The organism is Paracoccus aerius (genome assembly GCF_014656455.1).
GTDB classification, from domain to species: Bacteria; Pseudomonadota; Alphaproteobacteria; order Rhodobacterales; family Rhodobacteraceae; genus Paracoccus; species Paracoccus aerius.
The window spans coordinates 204,302-227,088 of record NZ_BNCL01000001.1; the positions used below are offsets into that span (position 1 = coordinate 204,302).

At 65.9% G+C, this 22,787-nt stretch carries 22 protein-coding genes and 1 tRNA gene; 6 read left to right on the forward strand and 17 right to left on the reverse strand.

Translation table 11 applies throughout. The features are described 5' to 3' along the window. Positions 1-3 precede the first annotated feature (3 nt). From IE224_RS01070 to IE224_RS01080, 3 genes are read right to left on the reverse strand one after another with little or no spacing between them, the layout of a single operon-like run. Positions 4-645, reverse strand: a complete 642-nt coding sequence (locus IE224_RS01070; RefSeq protein WP_191307304.1) for a CDP-alcohol phosphatidyltransferase family protein — start codon at positions 643-645, stop codon at positions 4-6. After that, positions 642-1,589 (reverse strand): phosphatidate cytidylyltransferase, encoded by a 948-nt coding sequence (locus IE224_RS01075; RefSeq protein ID WP_191307306.1) that lies wholly within the window; start codon positions 1,587-1,589, stop codon positions 642-644. The genes IE224_RS01070 and IE224_RS01075 overlap by 4 nt, the downstream gene beginning before the upstream one ends. Continuing rightward, on the reverse strand, positions 1,586-2,230 hold the full coding sequence (locus tag IE224_RS01080) for a lysophospholipid acyltransferase family protein (RefSeq protein ID WP_229849188.1): 645 nt from the start codon (positions 2,228-2,230) through the stop codon (positions 1,586-1,588). The genes IE224_RS01075 and IE224_RS01080 overlap by 4 nt, the downstream gene beginning before the upstream one ends. Before the next feature lie 248 nt (positions 2,231-2,478). Between IE224_RS01080 and IE224_RS01085 the strand changes: the two genes are divergently transcribed. The 4 genes from IE224_RS01085 to cysW are packed head-to-tail and all read left to right on the forward strand — an operon-like array spanning position 2,479 to position 6,252. Beyond that, positions 2,479-3,576, forward strand: coding sequence for a sulfate/molybdate ABC transporter ATP-binding protein (locus IE224_RS01085; RefSeq protein WP_191307308.1), 1,098 nt, complete (start codon positions 2,479-2,481; stop codon positions 3,574-3,576). Further along, entirely contained in the window at positions 3,573-4,568 is a 996-nt protein-coding gene (locus tag IE224_RS01090) for a sulfate ABC transporter substrate-binding protein (protein WP_191307310.1), read from the forward strand. The genes IE224_RS01085 and IE224_RS01090 overlap by 4 nt, the downstream gene beginning before the upstream one ends. Next, entirely contained in the window at positions 4,565-5,422 is an 858-nt protein-coding gene (gene cysT / locus IE224_RS01095; protein ID WP_191307312.1) for a sulfate ABC transporter permease subunit CysT, read from the forward strand. Before IE224_RS01090 ends, cysT begins: the two co-directional genes overlap by 4 nt. Beyond that, positions 5,419-6,252 (forward strand): sulfate ABC transporter permease subunit CysW, encoded by an 834-nt coding sequence (gene cysW, locus IE224_RS01100; RefSeq protein ID WP_191307314.1) that lies wholly within the window; start codon positions 5,419-5,421, stop codon positions 6,250-6,252. Before cysT ends, cysW begins: the two co-directional genes overlap by 4 nt. Here the strand turns inward: cysW and IE224_RS01105 are convergent, their stop codons facing one another. Both IE224_RS01105 and IE224_RS01110 read right to left on the reverse strand, forming a co-directional pair. After that, positions 6,253-7,575: a sigma-54-dependent transcriptional regulator gene (locus IE224_RS01105; RefSeq protein WP_191307316.1), complete on the reverse strand. Its 1,323-nt coding sequence runs from the start codon at positions 7,573-7,575 to the stop codon at positions 6,253-6,255. Then, positions 7,572-9,263 (reverse strand): sensor histidine kinase, encoded by a 1,692-nt coding sequence (locus tag IE224_RS01110; RefSeq protein WP_229849189.1) that lies wholly within the window; start codon positions 9,261-9,263, stop codon positions 7,572-7,574. The genes IE224_RS01105 and IE224_RS01110 overlap by 4 nt, the downstream gene beginning before the upstream one ends. 209 nt (positions 9,264-9,472) lie before the next feature. Between IE224_RS01110 and IE224_RS01115 the strand changes: the two genes are divergently transcribed. Further along, positions 9,473-10,843, forward strand: a complete 1,371-nt coding sequence (locus tag IE224_RS01115) for a dicarboxylate/amino acid:cation symporter (protein WP_191307318.1) — start codon at positions 9,473-9,475, stop codon at positions 10,841-10,843. Positions 10,844-10,903: 60 nt separating this feature from the next. Here IE224_RS01115 and IE224_RS01120 read toward each other — a convergent pair whose 3' ends face one another. The 8 genes from IE224_RS01120 to IE224_RS01155 are packed head-to-tail and all read right to left on the reverse strand — an operon-like array spanning position 10,904 to position 19,744. Next, the gene (locus IE224_RS01120; RefSeq protein ID WP_191307320.1) at positions 10,904-11,863 is read right to left on the reverse strand and encodes a 2-hydroxyacid dehydrogenase; all 960 of its coding nucleotides are present in this window, start codon (positions 11,861-11,863) and stop codon (positions 10,904-10,906) included. A gap of 7 nt (positions 11,864-11,870) precedes the next feature. Next, a complete protein-coding gene (gene ggt / locus IE224_RS01125; protein ID WP_191307322.1) occupies positions 11,871-13,472 on the reverse strand; it encodes a gamma-glutamyltransferase in 1,602 nt (533 codons plus the stop codon). Between the two features lie 49 nt (positions 13,473-13,521). After that, positions 13,522-15,120, reverse strand: coding sequence for a GMC family oxidoreductase (locus tag IE224_RS01130; RefSeq protein WP_191307324.1), 1,599 nt, complete (start codon positions 15,118-15,120; stop codon positions 13,522-13,524). Between the two features lie 42 nt (positions 15,121-15,162). After that, positions 15,163-16,161: a branched-chain amino acid ABC transporter permease gene (locus IE224_RS01135; RefSeq protein ID WP_191307326.1), complete on the reverse strand. Its 999-nt coding sequence runs from the start codon at positions 16,159-16,161 to the stop codon at positions 15,163-15,165. 1 nt (position 16,162) lies between these two features. Next, entirely contained in the window at positions 16,163-17,050 is an 888-nt protein-coding gene (locus IE224_RS01140; protein WP_167622043.1) for a branched-chain amino acid ABC transporter permease, read from the reverse strand. 1 nt (position 17,051) lies between these two features. After that, complete coding sequence (locus IE224_RS01145; RefSeq protein ID WP_191307328.1) at positions 17,052-17,756, reverse strand: ABC transporter ATP-binding protein; 705 nt, start codon at positions 17,754-17,756, stop codon at positions 17,052-17,054. Continuing rightward, a complete protein-coding gene (locus IE224_RS01150; protein ID WP_373305483.1) occupies positions 17,756-18,514 on the reverse strand; it encodes an ABC transporter ATP-binding protein in 759 nt (252 codons plus the stop codon). The genes IE224_RS01145 and IE224_RS01150 overlap by 1 nt, the downstream gene beginning before the upstream one ends. Positions 18,515-18,541: 27 nt before the next feature. Continuing rightward, on the reverse strand, positions 18,542-19,744 hold the full coding sequence (locus IE224_RS01155) for an ABC transporter substrate-binding protein (RefSeq protein WP_167622045.1): 1,203 nt from the start codon (positions 19,742-19,744) through the stop codon (positions 18,542-18,544). Between the two features lie 185 nt (positions 19,745-19,929). On the opposite strand from IE224_RS01155, the gene IE224_RS01160 reads away from it, so the two are divergent. Beyond that, positions 19,930-20,826, forward strand: coding sequence for a LysR family transcriptional regulator (locus IE224_RS01160; RefSeq protein WP_191307332.1), 897 nt, complete (start codon positions 19,930-19,932; stop codon positions 20,824-20,826). 34 nt (positions 20,827-20,860) lie between these two features. Here the strand turns inward: IE224_RS01160 and IE224_RS01165 are convergent. From IE224_RS01165 to fdxA, 4 genes are all read right to left on the reverse strand, one after another. After that, positions 20,861-20,937, reverse strand: a tRNA-Arg gene (locus tag IE224_RS01165). A 41-nt stretch (positions 20,938-20,978) separates the two neighbouring features. After that, positions 20,979-21,470, reverse strand: a complete 492-nt coding sequence (locus IE224_RS01170; RefSeq protein ID WP_191307334.1) for a GNAT family N-acetyltransferase — start codon at positions 21,468-21,470, stop codon at positions 20,979-20,981. An 81-nt stretch (positions 21,471-21,551) separates the two neighbouring features. Beyond that, complete coding sequence (locus tag IE224_RS01175; protein ID WP_167622099.1) at positions 21,552-22,061, reverse strand: CarD family transcriptional regulator; 510 nt, start codon at positions 22,059-22,061, stop codon at positions 21,552-21,554. Positions 22,062-22,382: 321 nt separating this feature from the next. Beyond that, positions 22,383-22,721, reverse strand: coding sequence for a ferredoxin FdxA (fdxA, locus tag IE224_RS01180; protein WP_167622100.1), 339 nt, complete (start codon positions 22,719-22,721; stop codon positions 22,383-22,385). Positions 22,722-22,787 lie beyond the last annotated feature (66 nt).

Here is a 22,787-nt window from a genome sequence, read left to right on the forward strand (position 1 = left end):
CACCTAGCGCCGTTTCAGAAAACCGATCAGCCGGGCCGACCGCCGCACCGCCGTCAGCCCCGCCAACACCGCCACGGTCCACAGCGCCAGCCGCAGCACCCCGCCCCCACCGTCCCACAGCGGTTCCGCCGTCGACAGGACAGCCGCGCCGGTGATGACCGCCATCCGGTGCTGCTTGGCCATCGGTCCGCTGAAATCGGCCGGCGCGCCGCAGGTCACGCCCAGTTCGCGCACATAGGCCGTCAGCACCGCCAAGGCCGCCGCGGCCCAGCCAAGCGCAGGAAGCCCTGCTGCGATTCCGGCACCGGCCAGGATCAGGATGTCCGACACCCGGTCCGGAAACTCGTTCCAGAAAGGACCGTCGGGCGCGCCCTTGCCGCCCTCGACCGCGACCATGCCGTCCAACAGGTTGCAGACCAGCCGCAACTGGCAGAACAGCGCGGCCAACAGCAGCAAGGCCGCCCTGCCCAACGGACCTGCTTGCGGGACCAAAACGAAGCACATCCCCGCAACCATCGCCGCGACCATTCCCGCGGCCGAGATCTGGTTGGGCGTCACCCCCGCATCGGCCAGCAGACGCGCGGCGCGATTGGCCCATCGGGTCTGCCTGCTGGCAAGCGGCCTGCGTTTCGACGTGTCGATCATCCCGTGGCCCAGAAATAGCGCGTGAGGTGAAAGAAGATCGGCGCCGAGAAGACGACCGAATCCAGCCGGTCGATGAAGCCGCCATGCCCCGCGATGGCGTGGCCCCAGTCCTTGACGCCCCGGTCGCGCTTGATCGCGGACATCACCAGCCCGCCCAGAAAGCCCATGACCGTGATGATCGCCCCCATCAGGGCCGCGTGCCCGGGCGAGAAGGGGGTCATCCACCACAGCCCCGCCGCAATCAGCGTGGCCGACAGCGCCCCGCCGACAAACCCTTCGACCGTCTTCGACGGCGACAGCACAGGGGCAATCTTGTGCCGGCCGATCAGCTTGCCCCAGACATATTGCAGCACGTCGCTGATCTGCACCACGATGACCAGGAACGCGATCAGCAGGACGTTGCGCCCCTCGTATCCCGGAATGCGCAGGTTCAGCAGCGCGGGCACGTGGGACGCACAATAGACGCAGATCATCAGCGCCCATTGCATCTCGGCGATGCGGACCAGGAAGTTGCGCACCTCGCCCCGCAGGGCCGAGACGATGGGCAGCAGCAGGAAGACATAGACCGGGATGAAGACCGCGAAGATGCCGTATTGCTGGTGCCAGATCAGCGCATACTGGACAGGCAGCACGACGAAGAACGCCCCTACAAGCGTCCAGTGATCCGCCCGGGTGGCGTTCGTCAGCGTCATGAATTCGCGCAGCGCGGCAAACGAGCAGATGGCAAACAGCAGCAGAACGCCGGTCTTGCCGCCCAGGAAGGCCAGGCCAAGCGCCAACACCATCACCCACCAGACGCGGATCCGGTCGTTCAGGTTCTCGATCGCCTCGTTCCGGCCATCCGGCGACAGCTTGCGGCCCAGCACCCAGCCGATGGCCGAGGCGACGACCAGCACGCCGCCGACGCCGGCCAGCACCACCAGAAGATCGGATTGCACGCTCATGCGGCAGCCTCGCGGTTGGGACGCAGCGCCAGCAGCGCGTCGCGGGCACGGGTCAGGAAGGCGTCCTTGCCCTCGGCCGGATCAAGCCGCATCGGGGCGCCGAAGTTCACCTTGCACATCAGCGGCACGGGGATGAAGGCGCCCTTGGGCAGCACGCGGTTCAGGTTGTCGATCCAGACCGGCACCAGGTCCACCTTGGGACAGGCGCGGGCCAGATGGTAAAGCCCGCTGCGGAAGGGCAGCAGGTCCGCGTCGGTCAGGTTGCGGGTTCCTTCCGGGAACAGGATCAGCGAGGAACCCTGCCGCAGCGCCTGCGCCATCTGGCCTACGGGGTCGCTGGCCGCGTCCGTCCGCGTCCGGTCGATCAGCACGGCATTGAAGACATCGCGCCCGATGAAGCGGCGCAAGCCCGAACCCCAGTAGTCAGCGCCTGCCACGGGGCGGGTCCGACGCCGCAGCGGATCGGCCAGCACGGTCCAGACAAGGATGAAGTCTCCGTGGCTGGCGTGATTGGCAAAATAGATGCGCTGGCGCATGTCCCCCGGATCGGCGCCGCGCCAGACGGCCTGCACCGCCGTGACAAGCCGGGCGAACACCGCGATGGCGCGGCCGGACAGGATGGCAAGGTTCTGGCGGATCACGACATACCCGACTTCGGTCTGGACGCACGCTATCGCCGGAACCGACGGGGAAAAAGGAAAAAATCGCGCCTGTCGGCGGAGCTGGCAAAGGACGTGGGGCATTTGCAGCAGGGCCGAGACCACGGGTGCTGCCTTTGCGGACGTTGGTGGAACAATCTCCTGCGGCAGGGACGCGGCCTGCGGGCGGGGCTTCCTTGGCAAGGGCACAGGGCGTTGCTAACTGTTTGCGGCAAACAGGAAGGCTGCCTATGTCGCTTGTCATCTCGCATCTTGCCCGACGCTTCGGCGCGACCCAGGTCCTTCGCGGCATCGACCTGACGGTCGATCAGGGCGAACTGATCGCGCTGCTGGGGCCGTCGGGCTCGGGCAAGACAACCCTTCTGCGTATCATCGCGGGCCTGGACTGGCCGGATGCCGGCGGGCTGTCCTTCGACGGCGCCGACTGGCTGGCGAAATCGGCGGCCGAACGCCGCATCGGCTTCGTGTTCCAGCATTATGCCCTGTTCCCGCACATGACCGTCCGCGACAACATCGCCTTCGGCCTGTCCGTCCTGCCGCGCAGCGACCGCCCCGCCAAGGCGCAGATCGCGTCGACCGTGGACGGGCTGCTGTCCTTCCTGCAGATCGAAGGCCTTGCCGACCGTTACCCCGCCGAATTGTCGGGCGGGCAGCGCCAGCGGGTTGCCCTGGGCCGCGCGATGGCGATCAACCCGCGCGTCCTGCTGCTGGACGAGCCTTTCGGGGCGCTTGACGCCCAAGTCCGCCGCGACCTGCGCCGCTGGCTGCGCGGCGTCCACGACAGCGCCGGCACGACCTCGATCTTCGTCACACATGACCAGGAAGAGGCCTTCGAACTGGCCGACCGCGTGGTGGTGATGAACGGCGGCGTGATCGAACAGACCGGCCACCCCGACGAGATCTATGACCATCCCGCCACGTCCTTCGTCGCCCGCTTCCTGGGCCTGACGGTCGAGGTTCCGGTGACGATGCGGGCGGGTCGCGCGCAGGCGGCGGGCATAGACTTATCCGCCCTGCCCCGCCGCGCCATGGCCGATGGACCGGCCACGCTTTTCCTGCGCCCCGCCGACATCCTGCCGGTGCCCGATCCGCAAGCACCCTTCCGCGTGACCGAGATCGCCTCGACCGGGGCGCTGCTGCGTGTCGTGGCGCAGGACGATGCCGGCTGCCGGATCGAGGCCGAAGTGCCGCGCCGCGAGGGCCGCGATTTGCGGAAAGGCCAGCCCGTCGCCCTGCGCCCTGCCGCGGGACAGATTTTCCCCGGCGGCCCGCAAACCGCCGCCGTCCCGATCCAGACCCCGATGACCCTCAAGGAGGCCCGCCCGTGAAGACCCGCCTGACCACCGCCCTTGCCCTTGTGCTGGGCCTCGCATCGCCCGCAGCCGCGCAGGATGCGATCCTGAACGTGTCCTATGACATCGCACGTGAGCTTTTCGCCGAACTGAACCCCGTCTTTGCCCAGAAATGGCAGGAACAGACCGGCCGCACCGTCAGCATCGACCAGTCGCATGGCGGATCGTCCAAGCAGGCCCGCGCCATTCTGGAAGGGCTGCCCGCCGATGTGGTCACCTTCAACCAGGTCACCGACATCGACGTGCTGGCCGAAGGCGGGCTGGTGGATGAAAACTGGCGCGACGCCTTTCCGAACCAGGCCTCGCCCTATTACTCGCTGCCCGCCTTCCTGGTGCGCGAAGGCAACCCCAAGGGGATCGACGACTGGGACGACCTGGCGCAGGAGGGCGTGCAGGTTATCTTCCCGAACCCCAAGACCAGCGGCAACGCGCGATATACCTATCTGGCGGCCTATGCCTATGCGCTTGACAAGAACAACGGCGACCAGGCTGCCGCGCAGGAGTTCGTGAAGAAGATCTTCGCCAATGTCCCGGTCTTCGACCAGGGCGGGCGCGCGGCCACCGCGACATTCGCCGAACGCGGCCTGGGTGACGTGCTGATCACCTTCGAGGCGGAAACCGGCGGCATCGCCCAGCAATATGCGGATGCCAAGCTGGAACGCGTCACGCCCTCGCTGTCGCTGCTGGCCGAGTTCCCGATCGCCGTCGTGACCGAGAATGCCGAGGACAAGGGCAGCGCCGAAGTTTCGAAGGCTTATCTGGACTTCCTTTATTCGCCTGACGCGCAGCGCATCCTGGCCCAGAATTTCAACCGCGTGCATGACGAGGCGATCAGCGCCGAATATGCCGCGAACTTCCCCGAAGTGAAGCTGGTCACGGTCGAGGATGTCTTCGGAGGCTGGGACAAGGTGCAGGAAGAACATTTCGCGGAAGGCGGGATTCTCGATTCCGTGTTCGTGAACCAATGAGCGTTGCGGCGGTCATCGACGCACCCGCCGGGCGGCAAAGGCGGGTCCTGCCCGGCTTTGGCCTGACCATGGGCGTGACGCTGACCTATGTCGGCATCATCGTCCTGCTGCCCGTCATCGCCCTGTTCCTGAAGGGGGCCGAGATCGGCCCCGTTCGGTTCTGGGACATCGTGATCGCCCCCCGCACCCTTGCCGCGCTGCGGCTGACCGTCACCGCCGCCGCCCTGGCAACCGCGTTCAATGCCCTCTACGGCTTGTTGATGGCGTGGGTACTGGTTCGTTACCGCTTTCCCGGCCGCAGGCTGCTGGACGCGATGATGGACATTCCCTTTGCCCTGCCGACCGCCGTCGCGGGGCTTGCGTTGACCGCCCTGTTTTCCCAGAACGGCTGGTACGGGCAATTGCTGGCCCCTGCCGGTGTCTCGGTCGTCTACACGATCTGGGGGGTGGCGATCGCCATGTCCTTCACCTCGATCCCCTTTGTCGTCCGCACCGTGCAGCCGATCCTCGAGGATCTGGATCCTGGCCTGGAGGAAGCCGCAAGGACGCTGGGCGCCTCGCCCTTCCAGATCTTTGCCAAGGTAATCGTTCCGGCGATCCTGCCCGCCTTCCTGATCGGCACGACCATCGGCTTTGCCCGGTCCCTGGGCGAGTTCGGCGCAGTGATCTTCATCGCCGGCAACCTGCCCATGAAGACCGAGATCGCCTCGCTTCTGGCCGTGATCCGGCTTGAGGAATACGACTACAACGGTGCCGCCGCGATTGCCCTGACGCTGGTGGCCATAGCCCTGGTGCTGCTGGTCCTGTCCAACTGGCTGCAATCGCGCCTGACCCGGCGGAGGGTTCCCGCATGACGCCCGCGACCGCCCCCGCAGCGCTTGCGCCCCGTCCCGACCGCCGCGCCCAGTGGCTGCTGGTGGGGCTGGCCGTCGCACTGACCATGTTCATCGTCGTGGTGCCGCTGATCTATATCTTCTGGCGCGCCCTGTCCGAGGGGCTTGGCGTCTTCGCCCAGAACATCCTGGCCCCCGACACGCTGCACGCGATCTGGCTGACCTCGGTCGTGGCCGTCATCACGCTGCCGGTCAACCTGGCTATCGGCATCGCCGCCGCCTGGCTGATTGCCCGCTTTACCTTTCCCGGCCGCAAGCTGCTGCTGACGATCATCGAATTGCCCTTCTCGATCTCTCCGATCATCGCGGGCGTCTGCTACCTGCTGCTCTACGGGCGCCAGGGGCTGCTGGGGCCGGTGCTGGCAGCCGGCGACATCAAGATCCTGTTCGCGCTGCCGGGCATCGTGATGGTGACGCTGTTCGTGACAAGCCCCTTTGTCGCGCGCGAAGTCCTGCCCCTGATGCAGGCGCAGGGGTCGGAACAGGAACAGGCTGCGTTGACGCTTGGCGCCTCGGGCTGGCAGATCTTCCGGCTGGTGACGCTGCCCAACATCCGCTGGGCCCTGCTATACGGCGCGGTGCTGGCGACGGCGCGCGCGGTGGGCGAATTCGGCGCGGTCTCGGTGGTGTCGGGCGCGATCCGGGGGCAGACCAACACCCTGCCCCTGCAGATCGAGCTTCTGTTCAACGACCTCAATACCGTCGGCGCCTTTGCCGCCGCGACGACCCTGACGCTGATCGCGCTGATGGTGCTGGTCGTGAAAACGGTGATCGAGGGGCGGACGCGCTGATCAGCGGCGAAAGTCGGTGGGCCTGATGCCATGCCGTGCAAGCTTGTCATAGAAGGTCTTGCGCGGCAGTTGCAGGCGGCCCATCGCGGCGGTGGCATTGCCCCCCTCGATCCGCAAGGCGTCGCGGATCAGTTCGGCTTCATAGGTGGCGACCAGATCGGAGAGGCCGGGCCGATCCGCGGTTCCGGTGGCGTCGAATGGCGTGACACCCACCGCCTGGCTTTCGGCCAGGCCGCGCAGTTCCGGCAGGTTTCCGGGCCAGCCATGCCCCGCCAGCCGCGCCCTGACCGCCCCCGTCATCGGCGGCGCGGGCCGATCCAGCCGGGCGCAGGCCGCCAACAGGAAATGCCGGTAAAGCGCAGGAATATCCTCGCGCCGTTCCGCCAGCGAGGGGACGGCCAGGATCGTGCCGGACAGGCGATAGAACAGCCGGGCGTCGAATTGCCCATCCCCCGCCAGCCGCAGCGGATCCGTAGCCGTCGAGGCCAGCAACTGCACGTCCATCGCGCGTGGCGCCGCGGCGCCCGCGGGCCAGAACTCGCCCGCTTCCAGAATCGCCGCCAACCGCGCCTGCATCCCCGGCGACAGCGCGTCCACGCGGTCAAGAAACAGCACGCCCCGCTGCGCCCGTTCCAACTGGCCGGTCTGGCGGGTGCCGCGCGGGCCGGGTGTTTCGCCGCCCAGAAGGTCCGCCTCGAACCGCGCGTCATCCATTGCGTCGCAGGCCAGATGCACGAAGCTGCGGGCACGGCGCGGGCCGCGGCGGTGGATCGCGCGCGCCACGACCAGCTTGCCCGCCCCGTCCGGCCCGGTCAGCAGCGCGCTGCCCCCAGCTTCGGCCACCCTGTCCAGGGCCGCCCGCAGATGGATCATCACCTCGCTGCCGCCTGCCAGTTCGGGAAAATCATCGGCCGCGTCATGGCGGGCCTGCCGCAGGTCGCGGTTCTCCAGGACCAGCTGGCGGGCCGAAGAGGCGCGGTTCAACGCGGCCAGCAGCACATCGCGGCCCACTGGCTTTGTCAGGAAATCATAGGCCCCCGCCTTCAGCGCGGCAACCGCCATCCGCACGTCGCCATGGCCGGTCAGAAGGATGACCGGCAGATCGGGGTCAATCTTGTGCAAATGCTCGAAGAACTGGAAGCCGTCCATCCCCGGCATCCGGACGTCGGACAGCACCACGCCTGGATAGTCTCGCTTAATACCCCTCAGCGCCAGTGCCGCCTGGGCATAGTCCTCGACCTGCCAGCCCGCCAACTGCAAGGTCTGCACCTGTGCTGCGCGCAGGTCGTCGTCATCGTCGACAAGGCGAACCAGCCGGGTCATGCGGCCTTCCTCAGCGTCAGGCGGAAGGTCGCACCCTGGCCCGAGACGGGATCGTCCGCCGAAAGCTCTCCTCCGAAATCGCGGGCGATATCGCGAGAGATCACAAGCCCCAATCCCAGGCCCTGCGCCTTGCCCGTCGCGAAGGGCGCGAACAACTGCGCCATCTGGCCCGGCTGAAGGCCCGGGCCGTTGTCGGTGACGGTCAGCACCACCCGGTCCCCTCGGTGTTCAAGGCCGATGCGGATCCAGGGATCCGCCACGTCTTCCTGCGCTTCAAAGGCATTGGTCAGCAGGTTCACCAGGATCTGCTCGACCCGGACCTGTTCGCCTACCACGGCCAGCCCCGGGGGGATATCGGGCAGGCGCACAGGAATGTCGCTGGCCTTGCGGCGGCTGGCCGTCAGCATCAGCGATGTCTCGATCACATCGCGCAGGGCGACCGCCCCGACCTGTCCCGTGGCCTTGCGGGCAAAGCCGCGCAACTGGTCGGTGATCTGGCCGATCCGGTCGGTCATCCGGGTGATCCGGGCCAGGTTGTCCCCCGCCGGACCGCCGGGATCCATCGCCTGCCCGTTTTCGGCCAGCAGGCGGATCGTGGCCAGGGGCTGGTTGATCTCGTGTGCGACGCCGGCGGTGATCTGGCCCATCGTCGCCAGCTTGTTGGCCTGCACCAGATCGGCCTGCATCTGCGAAAGCCGCAATTGGGCCGCCTGGCGTTCGCGGATCTCCTCGGACAGGTCGCGGGTGCGTTCGGCTACGGCTTGTTCCAGTTCGGCACGATAGGCGCGATCGGCGGCGGCCTTGCGGACGGCCCGGCCGCGCGACCTGCGGGCCTGTTCCGCCAGGGCGATGAGCAGGGCCATCGCCAGGCCCGCCGCGCCCGCGGCATAGGCCGCCGTCTGGCTTGCGTCGCGCATGGGCACCTGCATCGTGACATGCCAGGACGTGCCGCGCACCGGCAGGACAATGGGCAGGCTTCCCTCGGCAACCGGGGGCCGAGGCTTGAAGCGGTTCTGCCCCTGGGTCGTGATGATGACGCGGCCGTCAGCCTCGGTCACATGCGTGGCGTGGGGGCTTCGCGACCAGGCGGCCTCAAGCGCCTCGAACTCGACCTTGACGACCACCACGCCCAGCAGGTCATCGCCGTCCCGCACGTCATGGGACAGATAAAGCCCCGGCTTGCCGCTGACCGTGCCCAAGGCGAATTCCATCGCGGTGGGCTGGACAAGCGCGCCGCGGAAATATTCGCGGAAGCTGTAGTCGTGCCCGACGAAGCTGTCGGGCTGGTCCCAGTTGGATGCCGCGATGGTGTAGCCGTCCCCGCGCATCAGGTAGATGACCGCGCTTTGCGTCTCGGACCGCAGCCGTTCCAGCTTGGCCGAAACCTCGTCCCGCGACTGCTGGGTTCCGGCACGCAGAGCGACCTTGACGCGGTCGTCATCGGCCAGGATCGCAACCACCGCGCGCTGCCGGTCCAGCATGCTTTCCAGCGTCAGCGCCCGCGACTGCGCAGCGGCCAGCCCTTCGTTTCGCAGCCCTTCAAGAGCACCGGCGCGGACCCCCCAATAGGTGGCCAGGGGAACCACGACCAGCAGGGCCAGGGCCGCGACTGCCAGAAGCCAGCCCGCCACGCGCGGCACCGCCTGCGAATCGCGGGCTGGTGGCGCGATGTCGTTGATCTGCTGCACGCGACACATTCTCGCCAAGTGTTTCGACTTTCACACTAGCAGCTTTGGTCTGTGCGGAAAACCACACACATTTACAAGCTCTGCGGGCGAAAACAGCCATGATTTCAGCGCATTGCAGCCATGCTGCAAGTTTTTCGGGCTGCGCTGCCGTGGGCGTAGGATGACCGTCATCGCAGTGACATACACCACAAGGTTGGAGGAGACCTTCCGTGCAGCTGGACACATCCGCCCATCCCGTCGCCCCTGAGAAGCGCCCGTTCTATCGCCACCTGTATTTCCAGGTGATCATCGCCATCGCGGCGGGCGCCCTGCTGGGCCATTTCTATCCCCAGGCAGGCGAGGCGCTGAAGCCGCTGGGCGACGGCTTCATCAAGCTGGTCAAGATGATCATCGCGCCGGTGATCTTCCTGACGATCGTGACCGGCCTGGCCGGCATGGGATCGCTGCGGGGCGTCGGTTCCGTGGTGGGCAAGGCCTTCGCCTATTTCCTGACCTTCTCGACCCTGGCGCTGATCGTGGGCCTGATCGTCGCGAACGTCATCCAGCCCGGCGCGGGCATGAACATCGATCCCGCCAGCCTGGATGCATCGACCGTCAGCGGCTATGCCGAGAAAGCCCATGAAACGTCGCTGACCGGCTTCGTGATGGATATCATCCCCACCACGCTGGTGTCGGCCTTCGTGGAAGGCAACATCCTGCAGGTCCTGTTCGTGGCGATCCTGTTCGGCATCGGCCTGATCATGGTCGGCGAAAAGGGCAAGCCCATCCTGAACGTCCTGGAATCGGCCAGCTACGCGATCTTCCGCGTCGTGGACATCCTGATGAAGGCTGCCCCCATCGGTGCCTTTGGTGCCTTCGCCTTTACCATCGGCAAATACGGCATCGCCTCCATCGCGAACCTGGCAATGCTGGTGGGGACGTTCTACCTGACCTCGGCCATGTTCGTGATCGTGATCCTGGGTGCGGTGTGCATGGCCAACGGCTTCTCGATCTTCAAGCTGATCTCGTATCTGAAGGCGGAAATCCTGCTGGTTCTGGGCACCTCGTCGTCGGAAAGCGCGCTGCCTTCGCTGATGGAGAAGATGGAGAAGGCGGGCTGCGCCCGTCCGGTGGTGGGCCTGGTGGTTCCGACCGGCTACAGCTTCAACCTTGACGGCACCAACATATACATGACGCTGGCCGCGCTGTTCATCGCCCAAGCCACCAACACCGACCTGTCGCTGCAACAGCAGGTGCTGCTGCTGCTGGTCGCGATGCTGTCGTCCAAGGGTGCTGCGGGCGTCACCGGTGCGGGCTTCATCACCCTGGCCGCCACCCTGTCCGTCGTACCGACCGTTCCGGTCGCAGGCATGGCGCTGATCCTGGGCGTCGACCGCTTCATGTCGGAATGCCGGTCGATCACCAACTTCATCGGCAATGCGGTCGCAACCGTGGTCGTCAGCCGGTGGCACGGCGCCCTTGACCGCGAGACCTTCGACGCCGTCCTTGGCGGACGAGAGCCAGAGGGTCTGGACGTCCCGGTCGCAGGCCTGACCCTGGCCCCCGCGGGCCTGCAGCTGGGCGAACGCAACGCGGACTGATCCAGCCGACACATCAAGATCAAGGGCACCGCAGCGATGCGGTGCCCTTTTTCCATGTCGTCAGACCAAGATGTCGGTCGGGTTCGGCTCGCCTTCGTCCAGGACCGCTTGCAGGTTTGCCGCCATGCGACGGATCGAGGGGGCAAAGCCTTCCGCATCCAGGCCGCTGATATGCGGGGTCAGGACGACGTTATCCAGCGCCAGCAGCGGGTTGTCGGGCTGGATCGGCTCGACCGAGAAAACGTCGATGCCTGCGCCGCGCAGCCTGCCTGCGCCCAAGGCCTGGGCTAGGTCAGGTTCGACCAAGACGCCACCCCGGGCCGCGTTGATCAGGATCGCGCCGGGCTTCATCAGCGCCAGCCGGTCGCGGTTGATCAGGTTGCGGGTGCTGTCGTTCAGATCGCAGTTCAGCGTGACGACATCGGCCGAGGCTAGCAGCTCCTCCAGCGGGGCGTGGGACGCGTGCAGTTCGGCTTCCTCGGCCGCTGACAGCGGGGTGCGCTTGGCATAAAGGATCCGGCAGCCGAACCCTGCCAGCAGCCGGGCAAGCGCCTGCCCGATATGCCCCATGCCGACGATGCCCACCGTCTTGCCCGACAGGGTCGTGCAACTGGCGCTGACCTGTCCCTTGGGCCAGCCGCCGTCGCGGATCCCGACATGGCCGCGCACGATGTTCCGGTTGACGGCCAGGATCAGGCCCAGCGTCGTTTCCGCCACTGCCACCGCATTGATGCCCGTGGTGCGAAAGACGCGCACCCCGTGCAGCCGCGCCGCATCCAGGTCGATCCCGTCATAGCCCACGCCCCATTTGTGGACCGCCCGCAGCCCCGGCACCGCCATCATCGGCGCCGTGACCGGCGCGTCCCCGGTGATCGCGAAATCGACGCCGCGCAGCGCGGCGATCTGGTCCGCCGGATCCCGCGAAGCCGCCGCGACCAACGTCCAGCCCTGGGGCAAATGCGGACGGATGCGGTCCAGCCGTTCGGGGGCGGCGGGGTCAAGAAGAACAACCTTGGTCATGGAATCCTCAGATCACGAAACGGATACCGGGACGTGCCAGTCCGCCGCCCTGGGCGATGACGGTGCCGTCGGCGCGCCAGCAGGCTGCGCCCGTCATGGCGCCGTCGGGCGCGAAGGCGATGGCGTTCATGCCGCCGCCGATGGTCTTGACCAGCCGCACGTCGTGCCCGCGCGCACGCATCGTGCCGGCCTGTGCGGCATAGGCCGGTTCCAGTTCCAGATGATGCCCCTCGGTCCAAAGTCGCGGTGCCTCGACCGCCTGTTGCAGGGTCATTCCATGGTCGATCAGGTTCACGATCGCCTGCATGGCCGAGGGGAAGATCCGCACCCCGCCCGGCAGGCCAAGCGCAAAGGCCGGCTGGCCGTCCTGCAGGACGATCATCGGCGCCATCGAGGTCGGCACCCGCTTGCCCGGCGCGACCGACAGGGCCAGCCCGGGCCGCGGGTCGTAGTTCAGCATGTAGTTGTTCGGGATGATCCCCGTCTCCGGGACCATGAAGCAGGCGCCCCACAGCCCGTTGATCGTATGGGTCGCGCTGACGATGTTGCCATCCGCGTCGGCCACGGTGACATGGGTGGTGTCGCGGCTTTCATAGGGCATCCGCTGCCGGGCGTAGTCCTTGGACGTGAAGCGGTCCACCGGCACATCCACGAAGTCCGGATCGCCCGAGGCCTGACGCCGATCCTCGAAGGCCAGGGCAACGGCCCGGGTCATCAAATCCATCGTGTCGGGATTGCCGAAGCCCATGCCGCGCAGGTCGTGGGGTTCCAGCATGTTCAGCATCTGGACGACGTGAACGCCCGACGACGCGGGCGGCGGCGGTCCCGCGATGGTGTGGCCGCGATAGGTCCCGAAGATTGCCTGCCGCTGAACGGCGCGGGCCGCCGTCAGGTCGTCCAGCGTGACATGGCCGCCGCCTGCCGCCAGCCTGTCCGCCAAGGCGCGGCCCAGATCGCCGCCATGCAGGGCAGCGTCGCCCTGGGACTGGATCAGGCGCAGGCTTTCGGCATAATCGCCCATCGACAGCAGTGCGCCGGGTTGCAGCGGTGTTCCGCCGGGCAGGAAGACGCGCGCCATCTCGGGATCCGCCGCCAGGTCGTCGCGGTGTTCCAGGATCGCGCCATGCAGATAAGGGCTGACGGCGAAGCCACGGGCGGCGGCGCGGATTGCGGGCTCGACGACATCGGCCCAGGGCAGCCGCCCGTATCGCCGCTGCATCAGGAACCAGCCGCAAAGGTTGCCGGGTACCGCCACCGCCGAGGGTCCGACACGGTTCCGCCGCCCCTCGGTCTCCATATAGGCGTCGGGCAGCTCGGACACCGGGGTGAACATGTCGGGCCGCGCGCCCTGCCCGGCCGCCGACAGCGCGTCGATCACCACATGGCGCCCGTCCGCAAGCCGCAGATGCGCGATGCCGCCGCCCGCAATGCCGACCATCATGGGTTCCACAACCGTCAGCGTCAGCAGCGCGGCCACGGCGGCGTCCACGGCGTTGCCGCCTATGGCCAGCATCTCGGACCCGGCCGTCGCGCCAAGCGGCGCATTCGCGACAACCACCCCCCGCGAACCAGAGGCGGGGCTTTTCTCGCAGGTGAAGGAAAGGGTCATGCCGGGGTTCCGCTGTTCACGGCCAGCTTGGCCGCTGCGGATGGCGGGATCAAGCCCGCGCATCCTCCAGCATCATCCGCGCGGCCTTCTCGGCGATCATCATCACCGGGGCGTTCGTGTTGCCGCTGGTGATCGTCGGCATGATCGAGGCATCGGCGATCCGCAGCCGCCCCACCGCCCGCATCCGCAGCCGGGTGTCCACGACGGCGCCGTCATCCGTGCCCATCCGGCAGGTGCCGACCGGGTGGAAGATCGTGGTGCCCACCGCGCCTGCCGCCTTGACCAGGTCGTCGTCGGTCTGGAAGGCGATGCCGGGGACATGTTCGCTGGGGTCATAGCGGGTGAAGGCCGGTTGCGCGGCGATCTTGCGGGTCAGGCGGATGGCCCGCACCGCCACGTCCCGGTCGCCAGCGGTCGAAAGGTAATTCGGCCTGATGGCGGGATGGGCACGAAAATCGGGGCCGGTCACATGGACGGAACCTCGGCTTTCCGGGCGCAGGTTGCAGACGCTGGCGGTCATGGCGGGGAACGGGTGGACCGGATCGCCGAACTTGTCCAGGCTGACCGGCTGGACGTGAAATTCCAGATCCGCCGTCGCCTTGTCGGGACCGGATTTCGCGAAGATGCCAAGCTGGCTGGGCGCCATAGACATGGGTCCCGACCGCTTCAGCAGGTATTCAAGCCCGATCGACGCCCTGCCCATCAGGCGCGATGCCTTCTCGTTCAGCGTCGGCACGCCCCGCACCTTGTAGACCAGCCGCAGTTGCAGGTGGTCCTGAAGGTTCTCGCCCAGGGAAGGCACCTCGACCTGCGGAGCGATGCCTGCGGCCTGAAGAACCTCTCCCTGTCCGATCCCCGAGTTTTCAAGGATCTGGACCGATCCGATGGCCCCTGCGGACAGGACCGTCTCGCGCGCGGCGCGGACCTGCTGGCGGCGGCCCTGGTGATGGAAGGCGACGCCCTGCACCTCGCCCCCCTCGATGACCAGGCGCTCGACCTCTGCGCCGGTCAGAACGCGCAGGTTGGGGCGCTTGAGGACGGGGCGCAGGAAGGCCTTGGCCGCGCTCCACCGCCAGCCGGCGCGTTGGGTCACGTCGAAATAGCCGCTGCCCTCGTTGTCGCCCCGGTTGAAGTCGGTCGTGCGCGGGATGCCCGCCTGTTCCGCAGCCTCCATGAAGGCATCCAGAACGGCCCAGCGGACGCGCGCGGTTTCCACCCGCAATTCGCCGCCTGCGCCATGGGCGTCGTCGGCGCCGCGATAGAAATCCTCTTGCGCCTTAAACAGCGGCAGGATGTCATCCCAGCCCCAGCCGGTGCAGCCAAGCTGGCGCCAGTGGTCGTAATCGGCCGCCTGCCCGCGCATGTAGATCATGCCGTTGATCGACGAACATCCCCCCAGCACGCGCCCGCGCGGATACAGCAGCGACCGCCCGTTCAGCCCCTCCTCGGCCTGGGTCTTGAAGCCCCAATCGGTGCGCGGATTGCCGATGCAGTAGAGATAGCCGACCGGAATGTGGATCCAGTGGTAATTGTCGCGGCCCCCCGCCTCCAGCAGCAGGACACGGGCCTTGGGATCGGCGGACAGGCGGTTGGCAAGCACGCATCCGGCGCTGCCCGCGCCGATGACGATATAGTCGTAGCTTTCCATGGCAATCTCCGAAGGACGGCCCCGCATGGGGGCCGTCGGGGATCAGCTTTCGGACCGGAAGCCCAGCCTGCGGCCCAGTTTCGAGGCGAAGAACTCTCCGATCAGGCCGCGCCGGAAGACCAGCACGCAGACCATGAAGACGACGCCCGTGATGATCGTCACCGGAAAGTCCGAGGTGGCGAGGTAGTTCTGCAGCGTCACCACCAGTCCAGCGCCCACCACAGGTCCGGCCAGGGTGCCGATGCCGCCCAGAAGCGTCATCAGGATCACCTCGCCCGACATCTGCCAGGCCACGTCCGTCAGCGTGGCGAACTGGAAGATCAGCGCCTTGACGCCCCCCGCCAGACCGGCAAGCGCGGCCGACATGACGAAGGCCCCCAGCTTGTAGCGGCTGACCGAATAGCCCAGCGAGACCGCGCGCTGTTCGTTTTCGCGGATCGACTTGAGGATCATCCCGAAGGGCGAGTTCACGAAGCGCCAGATGATCAGCAGGCCCAGTATGAACACGGCCAGCACGAAGTAATACATCGTCATCGTGTCCGACAAGTTGAAGATGCCGAACAGGGTGCCGCGCGGCACGGACTGGATCCCGTCCTCGCCATGGGTGAAGCCCGCCTGCAGGCAGAAGAAGAAGAACATCTGCGACAGGGCCAGGGTGATCATCGCGAAGTAGATGCCCTGGCGGCGGATGGCGATGGCGCCCATGACCAGGCCCAGGGCGGCGGCGCCCAGGACGCCCAGAAGGATCCCGGCCTCGGGCGGCCAGCCCCAGACCTTCACCGCATGGGCGGTGAAATAGGCCGCGCCGCCGAAGAAGGTGGCATGGCCGAAGGACAGAAGGCCCGTATATCCCAGCAGCAGGTTGAAGGCCGCGGCGAACAGCCCGAAGGCCAGCAGCTTCATCAGGAAGATCGGATACAGGAACTGCGGCGCCAGCAGCAGCCCGGCCAGGATGACCGCCAGCAGCGCAAGCTGGATGGCGCCCGCTTTCGGATGGATGGCGATATGTTCAGAGGCGATGGGTTCGGACTTGCCGGACATGTCAGGCATCCTTTCCGAAAAGGCCCGCGGGCCGCAGGATCAAGACGATCGCCATGATGACGAAGATCACGATGTTGGACGCTTCGGGGTAGAAGACCTTCGTCAATCCCTCGACAACGCCCAGCATATAGCCGGTGATGATCGCCCCGAGGATGGACCCCATGCCGCCAACCACCACAACCGCAAAGACGATGATGATCAGGTTCGACCCCATCAGCGGGCTGACCTGATAGACCGGCGCAGCCAGCACGCCCGCGAACGCCGCAAGCCCCGCGCCAAGCGCATAGGTCAGCGTCAGCAGCAAGGGCACGTTCACGCCGAAGCTTTGCACGAGGGTCGGGTTTTCCGTGGCCGCCCGCAGATAGGCGCCCAGCTTCGTCTTCTCGATCATGAACCAGACGGCAAGGCAGGCGATTAGCGAGGCGATCACGACCCAGCCACGATAGATCGGCAGGAACATGAAGCCCAGGTTCACGGCCCCGGTCAGCGCCGCCGGTGCCGCATAGGGCATTCCCGACGCGCCGTAGAAATACCGGAACGTCCCCTCGATCGCCAGGGCCAGGCCAAAGGTGAACAAGAGACCGTAAAGGTGGTCCAGCTGATACAGCCGCGACAGCATGGTGCGTTCGATGATCGCGCCGAACAGGCCCACGATCAGCGGCGCCGCGATCAGCGCCAGCCAATAGTTGACGCCGCCCACCGTCAGCAGCAGCAGCGCCGTGAAGGCACCCAGCATGTATTGCGCGCCATGCGCGAAGTTGATCACGCGCAGCAGGCCGAAGATGACGGCCAGGCCCAGCGACAGCAGCGCATAGAATGATCCGTTGATCAGCCCGACCAGAAGCTGGCCCATCAGGGCGGCAACGGGAATTCCGAAGATCATGGTCATGTCACACCCCCAGTTCCCGATGCAGCAGGTCCATCTGGTTCGGCAGGTCCGATACCGGAAACTCGGCGGTCATCGTGCCATGGTCCATCAGGTAGAAGCGGTCCGCGACCTTGGCGGCGAAGCGGAAGTTCTGTTCCACCAGCACCACGGTCATGCCGCGCTGTTTCAATTGGCGCAGGACATCGCCGATGGCATTGATGATGACCGGGGCCAGCCCCTCGGTCGGCTCGTCCAGCAACAGGCACCGCGCCCCCGTCCGCAGGATGCGCGCCATGGCCAGCATCTGCTGTTCGCCGCCCGACAGCTTGGTGCCGGGGCTGTTGCGGCGTTCCTGCAGGTTGGGGAACAAGTCATAGATCTCGGCCACCGACATGCCGCCATCGGCGACCTTGGGCGGCAGCATCAGGTTTTCCTCGACCGACAGGGTCGCGAAGATGCCGCGTTCCTCGGGGACGAAGCCCAGGCCGGCGCGGGCGGTCTTGTGCAGCGGCACGGACATCATGTCCTGGCCCGCGAAGGTGATGCGGCCCGTGCGCTTGCGCAGGATGCCCATGATCGTGCGCAGGGTCGTGGTCTTTCCCATGCCGTTGCGGCCCAGGATGCAGATCATCTCGCCTTCGTTGACGTGCAGGTCCACGCCGTGCAGCACATGGCTTTCGCCATACCAGGCCTGAAGCCCGGCAGTTTCCAGAAGCGCAGCCGCCATTATTCGGTTCCCATATAGGCGGTGCGGACGCGCGGATCGGCCGAGACGGTGGCATAGTCGCCCGTCGCAATGATCTCGCCTCGTTGCAGCACCGTGACGTGGTGGCAGATATCGGCGACCACGTTCAGGTTATGCTCGACCATCAGCACGGCACGGGACTGCGCTACGTCGCGGATGATCTCGGCCACCATGCGGACATCTTCCTGACCCATGCCGGCCATTGGTTCGTCCAGCAGCAGCACCTCTGGCTCCAGTGCCAGGGTGGTGGCGATCTCCAGCACGCGCTTGCGGCCATAGGACAGGTCGGCGGCACGGTGGTCGCGATAGGGCGTCAGGCCCAGGTGGTCGATCAGTTGATCCGCCCGGGCGTTCAGCCGGTCCAGCGAGGACAGCGGCTTCCAGAACTGGACAGCCAGCCCGGCCGGGCGCTGAAGCGCGACCTTGACGTTCTCGCGAACCGTCAGATGCGGGAAAACGGCCGAGATCTGGAAGGACCGCACCAACCCCATCCGCGCCACCTTGTCGGGCTTGGTCTGGGTGATGTCCTGGCCCAGCAGCGTGATCTTGCCGCGCGTGGGTTGCAGGAACTTGGTCAGCAGGTTGAAGACCGTGGTCTTGCCCGCGCCGTTGGGACCGATCAGCGCGTGGATGCGCGCATGTTCAACGTCCAGGTCGACATTGTTGACGGCGGTGAAGCCGGCGAAATCCTTGCCGAGACCGCGGGCGGAAAGCACCACCCGCGGTTCGGTTTGCGTCATGGCAGGCGCAACATTCATCGTCGTGCCTTACTGGGTGACAAGCGGGCAGCCGCTTTCGGCCGGATCAAGATAGGCCTCGTCGCCCGGAATGGTGGCCAGGACGTTGTAATAGTCCCATTCCTCGGTGATGTCGGCGGGGGCCTTCACCTCCATCAGGTAGACGTCCTTGATCAGGCGGCCATTGGCACCGACCTTGCCGTCCTGGGCGAAGACGTCGTTGACCGGCAGTTCATGCAGCTTGGCGGCGACGGCCTCGGTTTCGTCCGTCCCGGCAGCCTCGATGGCCTTCAGATAGGACATGACCGTGGAATAGGTGCCCGCATGGATCATGTTCGGCATCGACCCGGTGCGCTCGAAGAAGCGGCGGCCGAATTCCTCGGACTGGGCATCGCGCTTCCAGTAGAAGCTTTCGGTCAGGTTCAGGCCCTGCGCGGCCTCGGCCCCCAGACCATGGACATCGGCCAGCGTGAACAGCAGCGCAGCCAGCTTCTGCCCGCCTTGGGTGATCCCGAATTCGGCGGCCTGCTTGATGGCGTTCTGCGTGTCGGCCCCGGCATTGGCCAGCCCGACCACCTTCGCACCCGAGGCCTGCGCCTGCAGCAGGAAGGACGAGAAATCCGTCGTCGCCAGCGGATGGCGCACCGACCCGGCGATCGTTCCGCCGTTTTCCGAGACGAAGCTGCCGGTCTGTTCCTCCAGCGAATAGCCGAAGGCATAATCGGCGGTCAGGAAAAACCAGCTGTCGCCACCTTCACGCACCAGGGCGCCGCCGGTGCCTACGGCCAGGGCGTGGGTGTCATAGGCCCAGTGGAAGCCATAGGGCGAGCATTGCGCGCCGGTCAGTTCCGTCGTCGCCGCGCCCGTGGTCATGGTCACCTTTTTCTTCTCGTTCGACAGCGCCTGAACGGCCAACGCCACCGAGGACGTGGTCAGTTCCATGATGCTGTCCACCTGTTCGGTGTCATACCACTGGCGGGCGATGTTCGACGCGATGTCGGGCTTGTTCTGGTGGTCGGCGGTCACGACCTCGATCGGCGCATCCAGAACGGTCCCGCCGAAATCCTCGACCGCCATCAAGGCGGCTTCATAGGAATTCTTGCCGCCGAAATCCGAATAAACGCCCGACTGGTCGTTCAGGATGCCGATCTTGACGATGCCGTCAGAAATCTCGGCCACGGCAGGGGCAGCCATCAGGCCAACGGACGCGGCCGACAACAACAGTTTACGCATTCAACCTCCCTTGGGCATACCCTTCGGCGCTGCGTGCAGATGCCGCAGGCCGGGATGATGTCCTGTCCATAATGACGGCGGCCTCTCCTCAAGCCGACGTTGGACGAAAGGATGACCTCAAAGTCACTTTGACACAAGCGTTCAGTGCAGTCTAATTTCGTTCAGGTTCTGCACAGAAACGAACAATGCCGCTCAGTTGGGACGATCTTCAGTTCTTCCTCGCCGTCTCGCGCGAAGGGCAACTATCCCGGGCCGCGCGGGTGCTGGGCACATCCCATGTCACCGTATCCCGCCGGATCGACAGGCTGGAAAAGGCGCTGAACACGCGGCTGTTCGAACGCAACCCCCGCGGCTACGAGCCGACACCGGCCGGACGCCGCCTGATCGAGACGGCCGAACGGATGGAGGAGGCGGCGGACGACATTCCCGTGGAACAGGGCGCCGCGTCGCGCCAGGCGGGGCCGCTGCGGCTGGCGGTGCCCGAGGGCTTTGCCAGCCTGTTTTCCACCCATTTGTGGCCGGACTTCATCGGCCGGTTTCCGCATATCTCGCTGGAACTGATCACCATGCCGCAGATCCTCTCGCTTTCGCGGCGCGAGGCCGACATGACGGTGACGCTGGACCCGATTTCCAGCGGGCCCTATCGGTCCGAACGGCTGGCAAACTATACCCTGCACCTTTACGCGACCGACGCCTATCTGGCGATGAACCCGCCCGTCGCGCAGCGCGAGGACCTGCGCCAGCACCGCATCATCGGCTATATCGAGGAGATGATCTTCGCACCGGGCCTGGACTATCTGGGCGAGGTGCTGCCGCGCATCCGCGCCTCGATCAAAAGCTCAAGCGTCTTCAATCAATTAGCGGCAGTTCGCAATAACCTGGGGATTGCGGTCCTGCCGCATTACATCGCGATCAAGTATCCGGAATTGCGGATCATCCTTCCTCAGGAAGTAACGCTGACCCGCAGCTATTGGCTTACCTGCCACCGCGACGTGCGGGCGATGCGCCGGGAACGTGCCGTGATCGGTTTTCTGACCGACAGCCTGCGGGCAAGGATGGCGGATCTGGTGCGGCCTGCCTAGCGGATGCCTTGATCGGCTTGCCACCACAGGAAACTGGCGATCCCGGAAGGAATCGAACCCTCAACCTGCCGATTAGAAGTCGGCTGCTCTATCCAGTTGAGCTACGGGACCGTCAGGGCGATCTTTTGCGGGATCGCGCGGTGATGCGCAAGTCACAGCGTGCGGGTCATGAAGACGCTGTTGGGATCCAGCCGATAGCTGCCGAAGGGCGGGCATTCGGCAAAGCCGCCGCGGGAATAAAGCGCGCGGGCTGCCGCAAAGCTGGGCTGGGCGCCGGTTTCCAGCGACAGGCGCGACAGGCCCACCCGCCGCGCGTGGTCAATCAGTCGGTCAAGCATCAGGCGCGACAGGCCGCTGCCCCGCGCCTCGGCCAGGACATGCATGGCCTTGAGTTCTCCATGCGTCGGATCAAGGCGCTTCAGCGCGGCCATTCCGACGGCCGCGCCGTCCTGGCGCAGCACGAAAAAGTCGATGTCGGGCGAAACAAGGTCCTCGCGCGGCATCATGTGGATGGATTCGGGCGGAGTGTCCGCCTGCATGTCCGCCGTGTGCCGCTGAAACAGCAGGGCCAGATCATCGGCCAGCGGGGATTCCAAGGCAAAGGACGGGGTGCGGGTCACGGTGGCCTCTTGACGATGGACCATGATTACCTGTGATCGCGCGACCCGGCAACCGCATGAAAAAGGGCGGCCTTGACGGCCGCCCCTGATGCGCCGTGACTGCAATCACGCCGCGCGCGAAAGCAGCACTTCCTCGACCCGCTTCTGGGCAGCGCCTTCGTCCAGGCCGTTGACGGCCGCGACTTCGCGGGTCAGCCGGTCAAGGGCGGCTTCGTAAAGCTGGCGTTCCGAATAGGACTGTTCGCGCTGATCGTCGTTGCGGTGCAGGTCGCGCACGACCTCGGCGATGGACATCAGGTCGCCCGAGTTGATCTTCTGGTCATATTCCTGGGCGCGGCGCGACCACATCGCGCGCTTGACGCGGGCCTTACCCTTCAGCGTCTCCAGGGCACGGTCGATCAGGTCGGGCGTGGACAGGCTGCGCATCCCGATTTCCGAGGCACGGGCCGTCGGCACCCGCAGGGTCATCTTGTCCTTCTCGAAGGAAATCACGAACATTTCCAGCCGCAGGCCAGCAACCTCTTGCTCGTCGATCGACACGATGCGGCCGACGCCGTGGGCCGGATAGACAACAAAATCGTCAGGACGGAATTCGTTTTTCTTGGTCTTGGACATCTGGCTTCCTCTAGGTAGTGCCTTTAGAAGGACACAAAGAACCGAAAGCAGCGAATGCCGCCTCCGGCCTGTCATCACTCATGTGTTTTGTCCTGGCCTGGCAGAAGGCAAGGTTCGGCAGATTCTGGGTGACGCATCTTCTGGCCTCTGACTCCCATCAGATGCGAATGTTTGCTGAACATAACACAAATGAGACGCTAAAAAAAGCATCCTGTCGGGAACTTTCGTCGCACCTGTGGCAAGGGTGCTATGATCTGCGTTTCAAGCAGTTACGCCGCATCAAGCCGCCACAACGAGTGCGGCGGCCGCGAATCGCGACAATCAGTCGCCCTCGCCCGGCGCTTCCGAGAAATACTTGTCCAGCTTGCCCGGCACCCCGTCCATCTCGGCGGCGGTCGGCAGCGGCTCTTTCTTCTGGGTGATGACCGGCCAGATCTCGGAATATTTGCGATTGAACTCGACCCATTCCTCCATCGCGGGCTCGGTATCAGGACGGATCGCGTCGGCAGGGCATTCGGGTTCGCAGACGCCGCAGTCGATGCATTCGTCGGGATGGATCACCAGCGTGTTCTCGCCCTCGTAAAAGCAATCCACGGGACAGACCTCGACGCAATCGGTGTATTTGCACATGATGCAATTGTCGGTCACGACATAGGTCATTGCAGGCTCCATTCTCGACAGGCGCTAGTTACGCCCCGGTCGCCGATCATTCAAGGCCGTGCCGCC